This window comes from Tenacibaculum maritimum NCIMB 2154, assembly GCF_900119795.1.
GTDB lineage: Bacteria > Bacteroidota > Bacteroidia > Flavobacteriales > Flavobacteriaceae > Polaribacter > Polaribacter maritimus.
The window spans coordinates 1,364,930-1,381,875 of record NZ_LT634361.1 but is presented as its reverse complement, the minus strand read 5'-3'; the positions used below and the strand labels follow the sequence as shown (position 1 = coordinate 1,381,875).

Annotated in this window: 12 protein-coding genes; 7 read left to right on the top strand and 5 right to left on the bottom strand. The window is 31.5% G+C overall.

The genetic code is table 11. The features are described from left to right. Nucleotides 1-11 precede the first annotated feature (11 nt). Both MARIT_RS06340 and MARIT_RS06335 read right to left on the bottom strand, forming a co-directional pair. Nucleotides 12-1,850, bottom strand: a complete 1,839-nt coding sequence (locus MARIT_RS06340; protein ID WP_100211075.1) for a PorP/SprF family type IX secretion system membrane protein — start codon at nt 1,848-1,850, stop codon at nt 12-14. A 9-nt stretch (nt 1,851-1,859) separates the two neighbouring features. Then, nucleotides 1,860-4,043, bottom strand: a complete 2,184-nt coding sequence (locus MARIT_RS06335) for an Ig-like domain-containing protein (RefSeq protein WP_100211074.1) — start codon at nt 4,041-4,043, stop codon at nt 1,860-1,862. Nucleotides 4,044-4,290: 247 nt separating this feature from the next. On the opposite strand from MARIT_RS06335, the gene porQ reads away from it, so the two are divergent. Both porQ and cmk read left to right on the top strand, forming a co-directional pair. Then, nucleotides 4,291-5,376: a type IX secretion system protein PorQ gene (gene porQ / locus MARIT_RS06330; protein ID WP_157926212.1), complete on the top strand. Its 1,086-nt coding sequence runs from the start codon at nt 4,291-4,293 to the stop codon at nt 5,374-5,376. Nucleotides 5,377-5,413: 37 nt separating this feature from the next. Then, a complete protein-coding gene (gene cmk, locus MARIT_RS06325) occupies nt 5,414-6,106 on the top strand; it encodes a (d)CMP kinase (protein WP_024741178.1) in 693 nt (230 codons plus the stop codon). A gap of 186 nt (nt 6,107-6,292) precedes the next feature. On the opposite strand, the gene pepE is transcribed toward cmk, so the two are convergent. Continuing rightward, nucleotides 6,293-7,003: a dipeptidase PepE gene (gene pepE / locus MARIT_RS06320; RefSeq protein WP_100211073.1), complete on the bottom strand. Its 711-nt coding sequence runs from the start codon at nt 7,001-7,003 to the stop codon at nt 6,293-6,295. A 365-nt stretch (nt 7,004-7,368) separates the two neighbouring features. On the opposite strand from pepE, the gene MARIT_RS06315 reads away from it, so the two are divergent. Continuing rightward, the gene (locus MARIT_RS06315) at nt 7,369-8,544 is read left to right on the top strand and encodes a glycoside hydrolase family 71/99-like protein (RefSeq protein WP_162288608.1); all 1,176 of its coding nucleotides are present in this window, start codon (nt 7,369-7,371) and stop codon (nt 8,542-8,544) included. 95 nt (nt 8,545-8,639) lie between these two features. Here MARIT_RS06315 and MARIT_RS06310 read toward each other — a convergent pair whose 3' ends face one another. Both MARIT_RS06310 and MARIT_RS06305 read right to left on the bottom strand, forming a co-directional pair. Then, complete coding sequence (locus MARIT_RS06310) at nt 8,640-9,605, bottom strand: HmuY family protein (protein ID WP_100211072.1); 966 nt, start codon at nt 9,603-9,605, stop codon at nt 8,640-8,642. A 30-nt stretch (nt 9,606-9,635) separates the two neighbouring features. Next, complete coding sequence (locus tag MARIT_RS06305; RefSeq protein WP_100211071.1) at nt 9,636-11,693, bottom strand: TonB-dependent receptor plug domain-containing protein; 2,058 nt, start codon at nt 11,691-11,693, stop codon at nt 9,636-9,638. Between the two features lie 97 nt (nt 11,694-11,790). Here MARIT_RS06305 and MARIT_RS06300 point away from each other — a divergent pair, with 97 nt between their 5' ends. From MARIT_RS06300 to MARIT_RS06285, 4 genes are read left to right on the top strand one after another with little or no spacing between them, the layout of a single operon-like run. Next, nucleotides 11,791-12,693, top strand: a complete 903-nt coding sequence (locus tag MARIT_RS06300; protein WP_024741183.1) for a DUF6607 family protein — start codon at nt 11,791-11,793, stop codon at nt 12,691-12,693. A gap of 3 nt (nt 12,694-12,696) precedes the next feature. Further along, nucleotides 12,697-14,190: an ankyrin repeat domain-containing protein gene (locus MARIT_RS06295; RefSeq protein ID WP_100211070.1), complete on the top strand. Its 1,494-nt coding sequence runs from the start codon at nt 12,697-12,699 to the stop codon at nt 14,188-14,190. Between the two features lie 24 nt (nt 14,191-14,214). After that, the gene (locus MARIT_RS06290; RefSeq protein WP_024741185.1) at nt 14,215-14,697 is read left to right on the top strand and encodes a DUF2271 domain-containing protein; all 483 of its coding nucleotides are present in this window, start codon (nt 14,215-14,217) and stop codon (nt 14,695-14,697) included. Between the two features lie 10 nt (nt 14,698-14,707). Next, on the top strand, nt 14,708-16,882 hold the full coding sequence (locus MARIT_RS06285) for a PepSY domain-containing protein (protein WP_100211069.1): 2,175 nt from the start codon (nt 14,708-14,710) through the stop codon (nt 16,880-16,882). Nucleotides 16,883-16,946 lie beyond the last annotated feature (64 nt).

Here is a 16,946-nt window from a genome sequence, read left to right as displayed (position 1 = left end):
TTAATGTTTTTTTATTTGACATATATAATGGACTTTGTATCGTAATACGAATTGTTTAAATTATTCTTATACAAACGTATTACTTCACTTCTATCATTTGTTTTGAATATGTATGCATGCATATATCCTGTTATAGGATTAATAAAATAATCAGCATCTATATTATCGCTTCTTAATTCATCTATAAACTTATCTGCATAAGGCTTCTTTGAGAAAACATTGACTACAAGATAGTATCCTTCTTCCATATCTCCTTCTCTCTTCATTCTTCTTACTTTTGCAGGACCTTGCTTCTTTGGCTCCTTATAACTCCCTGACTCAGAATCTTCAAATGTTATTTCAACAACATATACGGGGTCTTTATATGTTTTTTTAATTTGAATTGCCAAGTCATCAGAAGAGTCGTTCTCATGCATCCTTGTTTTATCATTAAATTCTTCAACTTTTTCTTCTGCATCTTCTTTTTTAGCAAATTTATCTATATATACATAATAAAGTTCCGTTTTTGGATCTTGAACTAACTTAGCTTCTATCTTAAACCTTTTAGACCTATCAACTAATGCCTCTGCATTTTCTTTACTTCTAAATTGATCTACAGCGATATAATACATCGTACCTCCACTACCCCCTCCTCTTGTAACCATTTTTTCTCTCCAAGGTGTGTTATTTCGTCTTTTTAACGAGGTATCTTTTTCTTCATTTTTAACTACAACAGGTACTGATTTTATTTCTCTAATAACTTCCACCTGTTTAGGTTGATTCTTAAGTAACTTAAGTATTTCTTCAACTTTTTCATTTAAAATTGCTATGGAATCTTGCGTTCGTAATATTTCATCTGATAAATCATAATGTTCTGGATTTTCATATATTGGCTCTTTTTTAATAGGTGAGGTATTCTTTGGCAATGTAATTTCTATATTTCCTGAAACTCTTCTCTTTACTCTTCTAGAAGAACTTCTTGTTTTTGTAAACGTATAAGTTAAACCAACTTCATTAGTAGCAGCTATATTTCCTTTCTCGTAAGTAAAACCAATCGATAATCTATCTGATAAATTAACTCCTAAACCTGCCGAAATCCCGTTATCTTTATCGTATCCTCCTCTCAACCAACCTATCTTGGGCAAATCTAAAAGAAGATTTCCAGCAAAACCAAATCCATCTATTGATTTTCTTGCTACTCCTAAAGTACGTACACTAGCTCCTTCGAACAATCCTTTCTTTCCTTCAAAATCATAGATATATAAAACGTGAGCAGAATACGTTTTATCAGAAAAAGAAGTTGCCATCTCATTTTTCTTTAAATTATAATCTAACAAATCTTCAAAAAAGACTCCTATTGCTATTTTCCCCATAGAAAGTGTTAACGCTGGCTGAAAGTTAACAATAGGAATATCCTGAAAATTAGCCACCAAAGGATCTTCTTTCTCCGAGTTTACTTTCACTCCATCTGCACTCCTTCTTGTATATAAAAAATTAAATCCAATAGTTATATTTCCTTTATCACTAAATCGTAATCCTTGTGCGTAATTTGCAACTGCTCCAAAGTCTTTAAATACCCCAACCTCCCTTTGATAAATGGCTATTCCTGCCCCTACCTGCTCTCTCATTTTACCAGAATAAGTACCTAGATACAATCTTGGATTGTCTTCAAACGCTACGTTGCTATTCCTTACGATAGCTGTAGCAGTAGTTTTATCTTCTCCCAAAATAGAAAAAGTAGGCACTGTTAAGAAACCATTCATTTTCATAAAGTTACGTGATGTAAAGCTATTAAAGTTTTGCGCATTAACTAGAGTCTTTGCGAGTACAACAAATAATAGTGCTACATATATAGTAATCTTTTTTCTCATAAATACTTATTAATCTAAAACCGAAATGGTACCTGCCTTTACTACTAAAGCGTCCTTTATAATTCGATAATAAAAAATCTTTTGAGTTCCTAAATCTTCCGTTGGCCAATCATTCTGGTAATCAACTGTCTCCAATACTTTTTTCCCTTTAGAGTCATAAATTTGTATCTGTACATTTGTATGATAAGCGAATCTATTAGGAATTTCCCATGTATCATTTATACCATCCCCATTAGTTGGAGAAACTATATTAGGAACAATTTTCTTTCCATCATCTTCCACTACCTCTATCTTTTTTGTTACCAAACAGTTTCCCACACGAGCCTGCAATATATAAAATCCTATCTTATTAACTTCTAATTTTTCGGTACTTGATAATAAATTATTTTTATCATCAAACCACTCATAACTGTCAGCCCCACTAGCGGTAACTATAACAGTACCGGATGAATCCATTACAATAACTCCAGAGGGAGTTACATTGATAACCCCTTCATCAAACTTCACTATCTTAATCTTTTCTAGTCTTTTCTCGCAACCAAATCCTGAAACCACCAATTCATATTCTCCTACTTCACCTACTTCTAACGTTGATGGATCTGCTACTGAGATAGGTGTATCCTCTCCATCCTTAAACCATTCATAGGTGAAGCCTGCTACAACAGGAGCTACTTTTAACGTTATTTTATCATTCTCACACAAAGCATTTGAAAGTGAGGAAGAAGTTATTTCTGGATCTTCTATTGTTAGCAATACGTTCAAAACATTAGACTTACCTAGTATCCCTCTACTACTAACCTCTAAAGAATATGCACCGTTTTTCTCGTAAGAATCAATAATAATCTTATCCTCTATTTCTCCTGCAATCAATTCATTGTCTTTGTACCATTGCTTATCTAATACGTCTATTTGTTCCTTGGACAATGGATACTCCTTATCATTAACTCCTACTCCATCAACTCCTACAATACTCAACTCTACCTTAGTAGATTTACAACCTTCATAGTTTAGATCTGCGCGAATTACTGGCTTAAATGACTTTGCATCAACTAAACAATATTCTTCTGACTTTTTTTCTACAGAACAATCTGAAGAAGCATCTGTAACAATTGCATAGTAGCAACCAGATTCTGTAGCATTCATACATAACTGCTCTTTAGATGCCAATGAATTTCCATTCCTATACCATTGTATTTTTGCAGTTGCGGGGGCTGTATGCGAAATACACAACTCTTTAGTTTCATTAGGAAGAAGTAACGTTTCCAGAGGCCCTGATGTAGTAACCTCAAAACTAGCTGCTGTTTTGGGTTCTAAAATAACATTAGAAGATCTGCTAACACAACCTTGAACACCTACTTCTAAATAATAGGTCCCAAATTGATTGGTGCTAGGCGTTTCATAAGTATGTGAACTTGAAGAAGACACTTGCTGACCATCCTTATACCATGTATATGTATATGTATCATTTTTTACCGTTGCTTCAAAAACATGTGTTTCATTAGCACATATTTGAACTGGGCTTCCTCCTTTTATTTCTGATTGTGAAGCATCAACAACCGTTAATGACGAAACTGTTGACTGAACTTTTCCACAAGCTCCATAATCTACCCTAGCTTGGTACCTCCCTTCCTCAGTAACTGTTAACTTAGGTTCTTCAGTCGTTACAAAGAATACATTATCTTTAAACCATTGATAAGATCCTTTTTTTGTAGTGTTCAACTTCATTTCGTAACTCCCTCCTTCACAAACAACAGCGTCCTTGAAATCATTAAGTACCATTGTAGGTCCTGGAAACATATCATATGCTTGGAAGACATCTGATTCAGGACTAAATTTTTCAGGAGAAGTGGATCTTATCCTTAACTTAAACCCCCTTCCAAAAGTATCGGGAGGCACTTGGAAAGAAGTTGACAATAGCCCTGCTCCGTTTTCTCCAGGAATCGTTTTTATACTCTTCAAAGGATCATTAGGGTCATTAAATAATCCATTTGCATTTGACAATTCTATATAAAAGATATTATCACCACCAAAACTAGCTGTTTTTTCTACCGTTATTTTAAAATCATTAAAACTACCTTTTGCACAAGCATGTTTAAACCCTACAAACTCGGGTTTTAACAGCTCCTGAGCTGTTAATTTAAAACAGCTTATAAACAACAGCCCTAAAAGTATTTTTACGCTTTTAGTATACATTTCTTAACAGGAATTTGGGGGTAACAAATTTATAGTATTTTTAATAGGTAACCAACCTTCACTTTAAAAATATCTTGTGAAGGTACAAAAATTAACTTTATTTTTAAATTCTTAAAAATTCTTTTTTTTCAGTTTCGTTATACAATAATAAAAAAAAACACGTTTTTTGTAACATCAATTGTGAATTATATCCTAAATTACATTTTTAATAATATAAATTTATAGTTACCTCTCTTTTCACCCATTTATGCTATACTTAAAGATTTTAAAAGATTTACCTGCATCCAAAAAATTAGTAACACAATGCTTAATACTACTTTTTCCACACCTACTAGTAGCCCAAACTGGCGGAGAGTATATATATCAGTTTTTGAATACTCCTACTTCTGCTAGACAAACAGCTCTTGGAGGAAAAGTTTTAACACTCACTGATGATGTAAACCAACCTACTTGGAATCCTGCTACTATCAACCAAAACTTAAGCAAACAACTCTCTGTGAACTATGTCAGTTACTTAGGAGGAATTAACATAGGTTCTGCTTCATACGCACAAAAGATAAACAGGCGTCTTGGAACTTTACAGGGTAATATCAAATACATCAACTACGGTACCTTAATTAGTGCTAATGAAAATGGAGAAGAAACAGGCAACTTTAATGCTAGTGATATTGCTATTTCAATTGGTTATGCTAAAAGAATTAATAAAAGCAATTTTTACCTTGGAGCTAATCTAAAATTTGTAAACTCTCTAATTGCTACTTATAACTCTTCTGGTATTGCCTTTGATTTTGGTATCTTTTTTTATGATAAAAACAAACCTTATACAGCTACAATTGTGGCAAGAAATATCGGGACTCAAATTACTTCTTTTAATGGTTACAACGAAAAACTTCCTTTTGAAATAACTATGGGATATTCTTATAGGCTTAAAAATGTTCCTTTAAAGTGGTACGCAACTATTGATAATCTGCAAAAATGGAAGGTTGGAGTTCCTAATCCATCAAACCAAACCTCTGATTTAGAAGGAAACACAACTACTGAAAAAATCTCTTTTTTAAATAATCTTTTTAGACATATTATTATTGGTGCCGAGTTATTTCCTGAAAGTCCCGTTAACCTTAGAATCGGCTATAATTTTAGAAGAGGAAAGGAATTAGAATTGCAAAATATTAGAACCTTTGGAGGAATATCTTTCGGTTTTGGACTAAAGATGAATTCGCTAAAATTCAATTATGCCTATTCAAAATTTCACTCAGCTTCCAACGTCAGTACCTTTAGCTTACAAATAAATTTAGATAAAGGACAAAGAGGAAAAAAAGCTATTCGATATTAATTTACTTACAGTATCTTTGCAATACTTAATATCTTTTATGTCTAAAAAAATAACAATCGCAATAGATGGGTTTTCATCTACAGGAAAAAGCACCATCGCTAAACAACTAGCAAAAAAGCTAGGATACATATACGTTGATACAGGTGCTATGTATAGAGCTGTTACCCTTTATGCTATGAATCAAAACTTTATTTCTGATGACACTTTTGATTCTAACGGCTTAATAAACAATTTAAATCATATCAAATTATCTTTCCTTTTTAACGAAAACCTAGGGTATGCCGAAATGTATCTGAATGGAAAAAATGTTGAAAAACAAATCAGAACCATTGAAGTTTCTAAATTAGTCAGCCTTGTTTCTACAATCTCCGAAGTTCGTAAAAAACTCGTAGATGCCCAACAAGAAATGGGTAAAAATAAAGGAATCGTTATGGATGGTAGAGATATTGGTACCGTTGTTTTTCCTAATGCCGAATTAAAACTTTACATGACTGCTTCTGCTGATAAACGTGCAAAAAGGCGCTATAAAGAGTTGATTGACAGAGGTGATAAAGTTAATTACGATGAAATTCTACACAATGTGCAAGAGCGAGATAGAATAGATTCTACTAGAAAAGACTCTCCGCTCCTCAAGGCTAGCGATGCTATCGAGTTTGACAACTCTGATATGGGATTAGAAGAGCAATTTGAAAGAATTATGAGTTTAGTTAACAATCGAATTCAGTTTTAAATAAATAAAGAGCTAACTATCAAAAAGATACCTAAAAAATACAGCGAAGAGAGTAAAGTTCCTTCATAAGAAAACCAACTTTACTCTCTTCGCTGTATTCTGTATCATATATTTATTTTTTTCAAATATTGAATTCTCAGAGGGGTTATTCCTCCTTTTTTTAGCCCTTATTACTTTTTATCAATATTAAAGCTTATAAAAATTAAGCACTGAATCTGAGGTTAATTCCATTGGAACACTATCCACTTTAAAAAGTCTAGCTGTAAAAGCTCCTCTCAACCTTATCTCACTCCCCATAACCTCTAACCAACTTCCTTCTCTTAATCCTAAAACTGAAGTATTATTAAAAATATGGTATTCTTTTATTCTAGTTTCTCTTGTTTCTCCCATATGAGTATAATTTTCTACCGGATCTAGATAATGTGCATTGATATTAAATGGAATAAGTCCTAACGTATCAAAGCTCGGCGGATAAACAATAGGCATGTCATTCGTATTCATCATAGTCACTCCGCATATGTTACTTCCCGCACTTGTTCCTAAGTAAGGAATTCCACTTTTTACAACATTTTTTAAATCTACTAAAATATTATTTACATATAATTGATTTACCAACTCAAAAGTATTCCCTCCTCCCGTAAAAATTGCTTCTGCTTCTTGTATCGCTTTTTTAGGTGCTTCAAACTCATGAATTCCCTTTACCTCAACTCCAATCTTTTTCAATCCCTTTCTAGCAACCTCTGTATATGCTTCATAAGATATTCCTCCTGGTCGTGCATAAGGGATAAACAAAACTCTTTTCACTTCTTTAAACAATTCTTCTAAAGAAGGTAATAAATATTCTAAGTATTCACCTCCATAAACTGTTGATGTACTTGCTATAATCATTTTTCTCATAATGCAAATGTATTATTTTATACCATAAACCCCCCAAGCAACTAACTTCTTCTCATTAAAAATCTCCCTACCGAACACACATTACTCATTAACAAATACTTACTTCCTTAATAAAAGCAATTGATCTAAACTTTCAAACTACTCACCGACAGGTATTTACCACTAAAAACTAATTTTTCTCTTTTTAAAAGAATAAAAGATATTTTTAATCGGTAACCCTCTAAAACTATCAAATGATGAAACGAAACCTATTGAAACCCTTAACCTTATTTTTAATCGCACTCACAATCAGCTGTACTCAAAGCACTATATCTCCCACGGAAGGCCAATCTCCAGATGAAATTCTAGAAAAGGCTTACTTAGAAATGATAAGCCAAAGAGGAAAACCATCTCCTCCTAATATTCCTAAACATAATCCTAAAAAAGTATATATACACTATATGCCTTGGTTTTACAGCATGGAACACGATGGATTTTGGGGACAGCATTGGACTATGACAAATAAAAATCCTGACATCATGGACTCAAATGGTAAAAGAGAAATAGCTTCTCATTATTACCCTCTAATAGGCCCGTATTCTTCTAATGATGATGATTTACAGGAATATCATTTACTGCTAATGAAACTTTCTGGTATTGATGGAGTCATATTCGACTGGTATGGAAGTAGAGATGTACACGATTACCAAGATTTAAAAAACAGTACTGAATCTTTTATTGACGAAATCGAAGAGGTTGGTCTAGAATTTGCCATTATGTATGAAGATAAAGCGGCTAAACATACAATGACTCAAGAAGTAGAGTTCTTCAGTATTTCTGCTGCTATTTCTGATTTAGAATATATTCAAAACACCTATTTTACAAGTGATAATTATATAAAAATCAATGGGTCTGAATTATTATTTATTTTTGGTCCCGATTTTATTATCGATCCATTAGACTGGGAACTTATAGTATCTCATTTAGACTCCCCTCCTTTCTTCATGTCTTTATGGAAAGCTAGTAGTAGATTAGGAAAATACGCAGGAGGAGAATTTAGCTGGGTAGATACAGGTCATATGAATACATTATTTTACTATTACGAATATTCTATGCTAAATAACATCAAAACAGTAGGCGGTATATATCCTAGATTCAATGATTTTTATGATGAAGGAGGATGGGGAACTGCTAGTAATAATGATTGGGATATATTTAGTAATGGTTCTCAAGTTCTCGACGAAACATTAGCATTAACGCATGCTTATCCCGTTGAATTTATTCAAATAATTACTTGGAATGATTTTGGAGAGGGAACCATGGTAGAACCTACAGAAGAGTTTGGGTTTTCTCTTTTAGAAAGAATTCAATCTTACACAGGTGTTCAATATACTATTGAAGATTTACAACTTCCTTATAAGTTATATTTACTAAGAAAAAAACACAAAAATGACGCTAGGCTTCAAACCATTTTAAATAGAGCATATCAAGCTCTTTTTATGCTAGACTTAGAGTATGCAGAAGTATTATTATCAACCATACAAAAAAAATACAGCCTGTAATTTTTACAGAATATAATTCTACATAAAGAAGCTATTTAATTATGATAATTAAATAGCTTCACGTAACAAAAACTAACAAATTCAATAAAAATTACTTATTGAAAATTTTTATCCCCTTTAATGGGATTGTACACATAATTGAACGTGTAATATCTTGAGCTTTCTTGAGAAAATGTTTTATCTTTATAATAACTTAAAATTTCTAGCTTCGCATAATTTCCATCAATTGTTTTTACCAAAATTACCTTCCCTGCAATTGGGCTAATACTGTGCGTAGCCAAGGTATAAGTGTACCAACCATTATTACTACCTGTTGGTATTGCTAACTCATCTATTGCGTCTTGCTTAAAAACAGCATCGGATGGAACCTCTACTAAAGATTCAAAAGTTGTTTTTGAAAGCAAAGCCATATTTGCTTCTTTAGTTCTATCAATATCTTCTAACAATTTCCCTTTTTTTCCACCATTTACAATAATTTCCGTGGCTCTAAAGGCAATATCCCAATTATCACCATCAACTTGCTTTCCTTCTTTAAAACTGAATTTTGTAAATTTCCCTGTATAAGTACCTCTACCTTCCGCAGGAGCATGTAAATTCTCTATTTTACCAGAAATAGGGCTATTTTTTTTATACGTATTCCAACCATAATTATCCGTATCATCTACCGCTGGAATTGCCATTTCTTTCCCTTCTTCTACAGATTTTATCTCTTTCTTATATATTGAAAGCTCTTTATCTTTTACATTTTTAAAGAAAAGCACATAAAAAGTACCATTTTTTTCGTTTACACCAATCCAACGATGCTCTTCATTCGAATAGTATTCTTTTTTCATTTCATAATCAGCCTGTGCCAAACCTCCACTTAAACGATATGTTATTTTTTCCTGTTCTATCTTATAAGTAACTGTTTGTTTCACTCCCTGAGCATTGAAGTCTCTCACAAAAGTTCCTTCAAAAGCTAATGTCTCATTTTTAGGGGGTAGAATTTCATCATTATCACTACAAGAAATAGCTACAAAAGCCCAAATAGCTATGTATAAAATTGATTTTAAAACCTTCATCTTTTTTATTTAGATTATTATAAATTATTATTAAATTTTAAATGTAACACGCCCATAATAGGATCTTCCTAGACGTAGCACATTGTCATTATTTTTGAAATTTACTTTATTCTCTTCTCCCCTTTCATCTAAAAGGTTATCTACTCCAATTTGCACACTCATTAAGTTAAAAAACGTTTTCTCAACAGCCATATTAACTTGAATATTCTCTGAAACAAAATTATCATAATCATCTATAATACCTTGGCTATCATTAGTATCAATAACAGCATATTTACTACGATATATGGCTCTTAAATTTGCTCTTAAATCTTGATCAAAATTTTCATAAAAAAGCTTAACATTAGCTGTATGCCTAGACCTATTTACTAAACCGAAATAAGCCTCTTTTTCTACTTTAAAAGAAACTCCATTGGCATCTTTTACAAACAAGCCGTCTTCTTCTATTAATTTTTCTTCCTGCTTATCTCCCGTATCTAAAAATTGATACCCTGCTAATATCCTTAAGTTATTACTAATCTTATAATTCAAATCTAACTCTACTCCTTGTGTATAAACACTAGCTATATTTTTATATGAGAAAGTTCTCGTTCCATCTGAAAGCCCAAGATCTGCTGGTTTTAATCCAGTATCAAACGTTTCTATTAAATCTTTTATATCGTTTCGAAATAAGTTAATTCCAATTTTTAATTTGGACACAGGTTTTAACTGAAAACCAAGATTGTATCCTACAGAGTTTTCTGGCTTCAGCTCCTTTTCTATATTTTCAACTCCTGAAACACCAACATATACATCATGCAATGTTTGTGTTCCTAAAACAATATATCCCACAGAACTATTTCTAAAATTAAAATACAATTGCCTAAAATCAGGCGCTTTAAAACCATATCCTACGGAACTTTTAATACTAAAGTTATCATTCAATTCATAATTAATGGATAGTTTTGGAGAAAATGCCGATTTATATTTATTATGACTATCAAATCTTGCCCCTAAAACAATATTCATTTTTTTAACTAAATCAACATCATACTGACCAAAAATATACTGTGCCTCGTATTTCTTTTTCCCTTCAAACTCACTACGTTCCAATTCATCAAAATTAGCTCCGATACCTGCTATCAAATCTCCCTTACCTACCGTAAATCTTGTTCTAATTTCCGGCCTTAGTAACCCTCTATCAAATATTGATTTTTTACCATCAAAAAAACCTTCCGTTTTAAAACGGGTTGCATAAAGCGTATAATCCATACTCCATTCAGCTGAAAAAGCATAAGATATTCTCGTATCAATATTCCAATCTGTTTCACTATTCTTTACTGAAAAAACATGTTGCTCTTGCTCATATAACCTGCTTGACACTATCGTTTTCATCTTATCAGAAAAATCATAGCTTAATTGCAAATTCCCTGTAAAATTTTGATGAGGATGCATTGTTTTAGCCTGCTTAGTTTCTGGAGATAAATCAAACCCATTACTTGAATTCAAATTAACCCCTGCCACAACACCAAATTTTTCAGATTTTGTTATTACATTGGTATTAATATCTAACTCATTCTTAGCGCCACCTCTAGTAAACAGCTGTAGGTTTCCTTTAAACTGATTTGCTTTAGGTTGTTCTGTAATTATATTTATAACTCCTCCAATAGCCTCTGATCCATACAAAGAAGAAGAAGGTCCTTTTACAATCTCTATTTGCTTAATATTATTTACTGTCAACCTTCTCAAGTCTATATTTCCTGCTGCTCTACCAACTATAGGAACCCCGTCAATCAATATTAATGTATAATCTGCAGCTACTCCTTGTATCTGTACACCTTCTGAATTGCCAAAATCAGACACCATAACAATACCTGTTTGCTCTAATAATATATCTCTTAAACGCACTGTTCCTGATTGTTGTAATTGTTTTTTAGACACTAAAGTTACCGGCATAGGAACCGCTCCCAGCCTTCTTTTAGTTCTAGTTGCTGTTACCACCACCTCTTCTAACTGATTATCTTGCACCACCTCTTCTTCTACACCTTGAGCAAAAGCAACAGTGGTAATCAATCCAAAAACATAAAACAACTGTTTATTTAGAAACATTCTTGATAATTTTATTGCAAATATATGCAATCTATTTTTATTGAATCTAAATAAAATATGTATTTTTGCAGAAAAAATAATTAATCAATAAAAAACAATGAATAAAATAATTTTAAGCAGTTTGCTCTTTATTACAGCGCTAACAATTAATGCTCAATCTAAAAAAACTAAAGACAGAAATGCCATAAAAAAAATGTGTGGTTGTTTTGAAGTTACTTTTAATTTTACTGAAACATTCAACTACAGCAAAGATTCATTATACCAACCTTCTAAAACAAAAATATCAAAAGCTTTAGAATGGGCTGAATTGATAGAAGATGATAAAAACAAGATTTCTATTCAGCATCTATTACAAGTAGGAAACCCAGCAAAACCACATATTGTAAAACATTGGAGGCAAGACTGGCTATATCAAAATCGTGATTTCTACATGTTTAATGGTGATAATAACTGGTTATTTCTTACAAAACCAAAATCCGAAATAAGAAAACAATGGACACAAAAAGTATATCAAGTAGATGATAGCCCTCGTTATGAAGGATCTGGTACTTGGGTTCACGTAGATGGAAAGAGTTATTGGGAAAATGATACTGACGCTCCTTTACCTAGAAGAGAATACACTAAAAGAAATGATTATAACGTAACAGGAAGAGGCAATCGTCATGAAATTACTGATTACGGATGGTTGCATGATCAAGACAATAAAAAAATAATCAGAAAATCTGGTGAAAAAGATATTTTATTGGCAAGAGAAAAAGGATACAATACCTATGTTAAAGTTCCCGATGCTAGATGTAAAGCAGCTCAACAATGGTGGAAAAAAAATAATGCTAAATGGCAATTAGTAAGAAATAAATGGGATAAAGTATATGGTCAAAACAAAAACCTTTCATTAAAAGCCAAAGTTCGTAATAAAAATCTATTCAAATACTTATTTAGTGATGACTACAATGAGGAAAAAGAAATTAATGAAGTTATAGAATCTTTTGTAGCACAATAAATCATGAGAAATCCATTTAAAGTTATCTTATTTTTAAATCTATTCATAATTACTTCAACTATTATTTCCCAAGTAAAAAATCCTTTTTTAAATAGGAATTTTTGGAAAACAAATCCTAGTATTAAAACTATCAAACAGAAAATACAGGAAGGTCATAGTCCAAGTGCTCTGAATAAATTTGGTTTTGATGCTGTTGTTTATGCTCTTTTAGAAAACAATAGCAAAGAAGTCATCAAATACCTACTTTCTAAAAAAGGAAACGATATCAATAAGCTAACTCATGATGGAAGAACCTATATTTTTTGGGCCACCTATAAAAATAACCTACCTATTGTAAAATATTTATTAGCAAATGGAGCAAAAACAACTATTATAGATGATAAAGGATACTCTATTTTAAATTTTGCTGCAGTTACTGGAGTTGACAACCCAAAATTGTATGACCTCTTCATTAAACATGGTGCCAATGTTTTAACAGAGGTTACCCCTAAAGGAGCAAATCCACTCTTACTAATAATTCCTAATCTAAAAGATTTTTCAATGGTAGGTTATTTCATTGATAAAGGACTTAGCTTATATAGTACTGATAAAAATGGTAACGGGGCTTTTAACTATACTGCTCAAAAAGGTAATAAATCCATGCTCTCCTTACTTATAAAAAAAGGACTCCCTCATAAAAAAATAAATAAAATAGGTGGAAATGCGATGCTTTTTGCTACTAAACCCTCTAGAAAAGGTTATAACTCGTTAGATTTTTTCAAATACCTAGAAAAACTAGGTATTTCGCCTAATATTACCAATAAGGAAGGAATAAATCCACTTCATAATTTAGCTTATCGTAATAACGATATAAATACTTTTCACTATTTTATTAATAAAGGACTTGATATTAACCAAGTTAATAATGAGGGAAATACTCCTTTATTAAATGCTGCTTCTAGAAATTCTATTGAAATCATACAATTATTAACCAATCAAAACACCAATATCAATCATGTTAATAAAAAAGGACAATCTGCTCTAATGAAAGCCCTAAACAACAAGATGGATGTGATTCAATTTTTACTGTCAAAAGGTGCTAGTATAACCCATACAGACAATATGGGTAACAACTTAAGTTATTATTTATTTAATACTTTTTCATCAAAAGAAGACACCACCTTCTTAAAAAAATTAAAAATATTAGAAGCTAAAGGCTTAGTGGTCACAAAACCTCAAGGAAATGGAAACACTTTATATCATTTGGCTGTAAAAAAACAACAATTACCTTTATTGCATTTTATCAAAAAATATACTATTGATATCAATGCTAGAAACCAAGAAGGGCTTAGTCCTTTACAAAAAGCTGTAATGACTGCTAAAAATGACGTTATTATAAAATATTTAATTTCTGAAGGAGCAAACACCTCTATTAAAACCGAATTTAACGAAACGCTATATGACTTAGCTAAAGAAAATGAGGCCTTAAAAGGTATAGATCTTAATTTTTTACAATAAATTATTTTACTAAAACAAAAGAATATGAAAACAATAAAAAGAACATTTTTTGCTATGCTAGTTATTTTTGGACTAACTGCTTTTTCTACTCTAGAGAGTACTAGCTATAAATGCATGATTCAAATGAAAAATTATACTGGAGAAGGTGCCTATATTGTTATCTCTTTACTAAACCCAGCAGGAGCTTACGAAGAAACGCTATATGTACAAGGTGATGATGAAGAATGGTATCATGACATAACGAATTGGTGGAATTTTCAAGGAAGAGTACGTAAAAATATTGACGCTATCACTGGAGCTACTATTAGTGGAGGCAACCGAGCTTTTAGCGTTATTAAAATTGATGATAGCAAAATAAATAAAGGTTATAAAATAAGATTTGAAACCGCTGTAGAAGACCAAGAATACTATACAAATGACATAGAGTTCGAACTCACTACTGAAAATTTAAAAAGTAAAATTGAAGGAAAAGGCTTTATACGCTACATCCGAATAATGCCACAATAATCTAACAAAAATGATCACTTCTATTTGGAGGTATAGCCACTTAACTTTGGCTATATCTTCTTTTATTTTTATACTCATAGCTTCTATTACAGGGGGTATTTTAGCATTAGAGCCTATAACTAATCAGTTAAAAACCTTTACGATAAAAAATTCTAATGAAATTTCTCTTTCAAAAACCATTTACTCTTTACAAAGAGAATATCCTGAAATTGTAACTATTCAAGTAGATGATAATAATTTTGTAATAGCCTCTATTATCAATAAAGATGGAAAAAGTGAATCTTTCTACATCAACCCTACTACAGGAAAAAAAATGGGAAACCTTATCGAAAGAAATCCTATTTACAAATGGGTTACGAACTTGCATAGATCTCTCTTTTTAAAATCTACAGGAAGGTTTATTGTTGGCTTCATCTCTCTTCTTCTCTTTTTAATAGCCATTACAGGAACCATTTTAATTATAAAAAGACAAGGAGGGCTTTTGCTCTTCTTTAAGAAAATAATTAAAGAAAAAACACATCAATATTACCATGTCATACTAGGTAAATATACCTTAATCCCAATCATTATTATTACGATTACTGGTGTTTATTTATCTCTAGAGAAGTTTTCGCTACTTCCTAAAACAAAAACATCTTACCAAATAAGTTCTGATAATTCTTCTATCTTAAAAAAAATACCTACTAGTAAATTCCCTATCTTTAAAAATACTTTTTTAAACAATCTTAAAAGTTTAGAATTCCCTTTCTCTGCAGAAGAAGAGGACTATTTCTTTTTAAAGTTAAAAGATAAAGAACTTTTCATTCATCAGTATTCTGGAGAAATAATAAGTACTCAAAAACTATCTTTTAGTAAAATTTTACTAGACTGGAGTCTATTCTTACACACTGGTCGCGGAACTCTTATTTGGTCTTCAATTTTATTGCTTACCTGCTGTTGTATCTTATTTTTTATATACTCAGGATTTTCAATTACCTTCACTAGGAATCAACATTTACCTAAGAATAAACACAATAAAGACAAAGCTGAATATATCATACTTGTAGGATCCGAAACAGGAAATACTTTTAAATTTGCAAACTCCTTAGCACAAGCATTATCTATTTCAAAAAAAATTGTTTTTATTGATAGTTTAAACAATTATAGCTCCTACAAAAGCGCCCAGTTTTTATTCATATTAACAGCTACTTATGGAGAAGGAGCTCCTCCTACAAATGCAAAAAAGTTTTTAACTACATTCCCTAACATAACCCCTTCTACAACAATAAAATACACCGTAATAGGTTTTGGTTCCTTAGCCTATAAAAACTACTGTAAATTTGCTATTCAAGTTGACTCTTTATTGCAAAATCATCCTAATTTTGAACAAATAATGGATCTCTATAAAATCAATAATCAATCTTTTAGCGATTTTAAAAACTGGGAAAAAGAATGGAACCATAAAAATGAATTAAAATTAGCTATCCCACAAAAAATAGCGAGCCCCAGAAAGCAACAAACATTCACCATTATAAAGAGAACAGCATTAAATCAAGACAATGTCTTTTTACTTCATTTAGCCCCTCTTAAAAAAATAACTTTTACGTCTGGAGATTTGCTTTCTATAACTCCACACCAAGATTCTATTGAGCGGCTTTATTCCATAGGTGCTATCAATGGAAATATTATTTTGAGTATTAAAAAACATGAATTTGGCGTTTGTTCTAATTTTCTAAACACCCTCCAACAAGGAGACAACATACAAGCCCATATCAAAAAGAATAAAGCATTTAATCTCCCTAAAAAAACAAAAGAAGCTATTTTAATAGCAAATGGTACGGGAATTGCCCCCTTTTTAGGCATGTTAGAACAACCTTCTATACAGAAACATTTATTTTTTGGAGTAAGAACTATCAATTCTTTGGATATATATGCTCCTTTTTTAAAGAATTCAGGTACAAAAACAACTTATATTGCCTATTCTAAGGAGCTTTCTAAAGAAAAAAAATACGTTCAGGATCTCATCTTGGAAAACCAACATACAGTAGCTAACACTTTAAAAAATGATGGTATTATCATGATTTGCGGTTCCATTTCTATGATGAACGGCACCTTAAAAATTTTGGAAGAAATTACGCTAAATATCTTAGAAACCCCTTTGAAAACTTACTGGGAATCAAATCAAATTAAAACCGACTGTTACTAATTTTAATCATTTATTCTTTCTTTCCACAAACGGATTCTAATTAATCTGGTACGAATTCTAATTT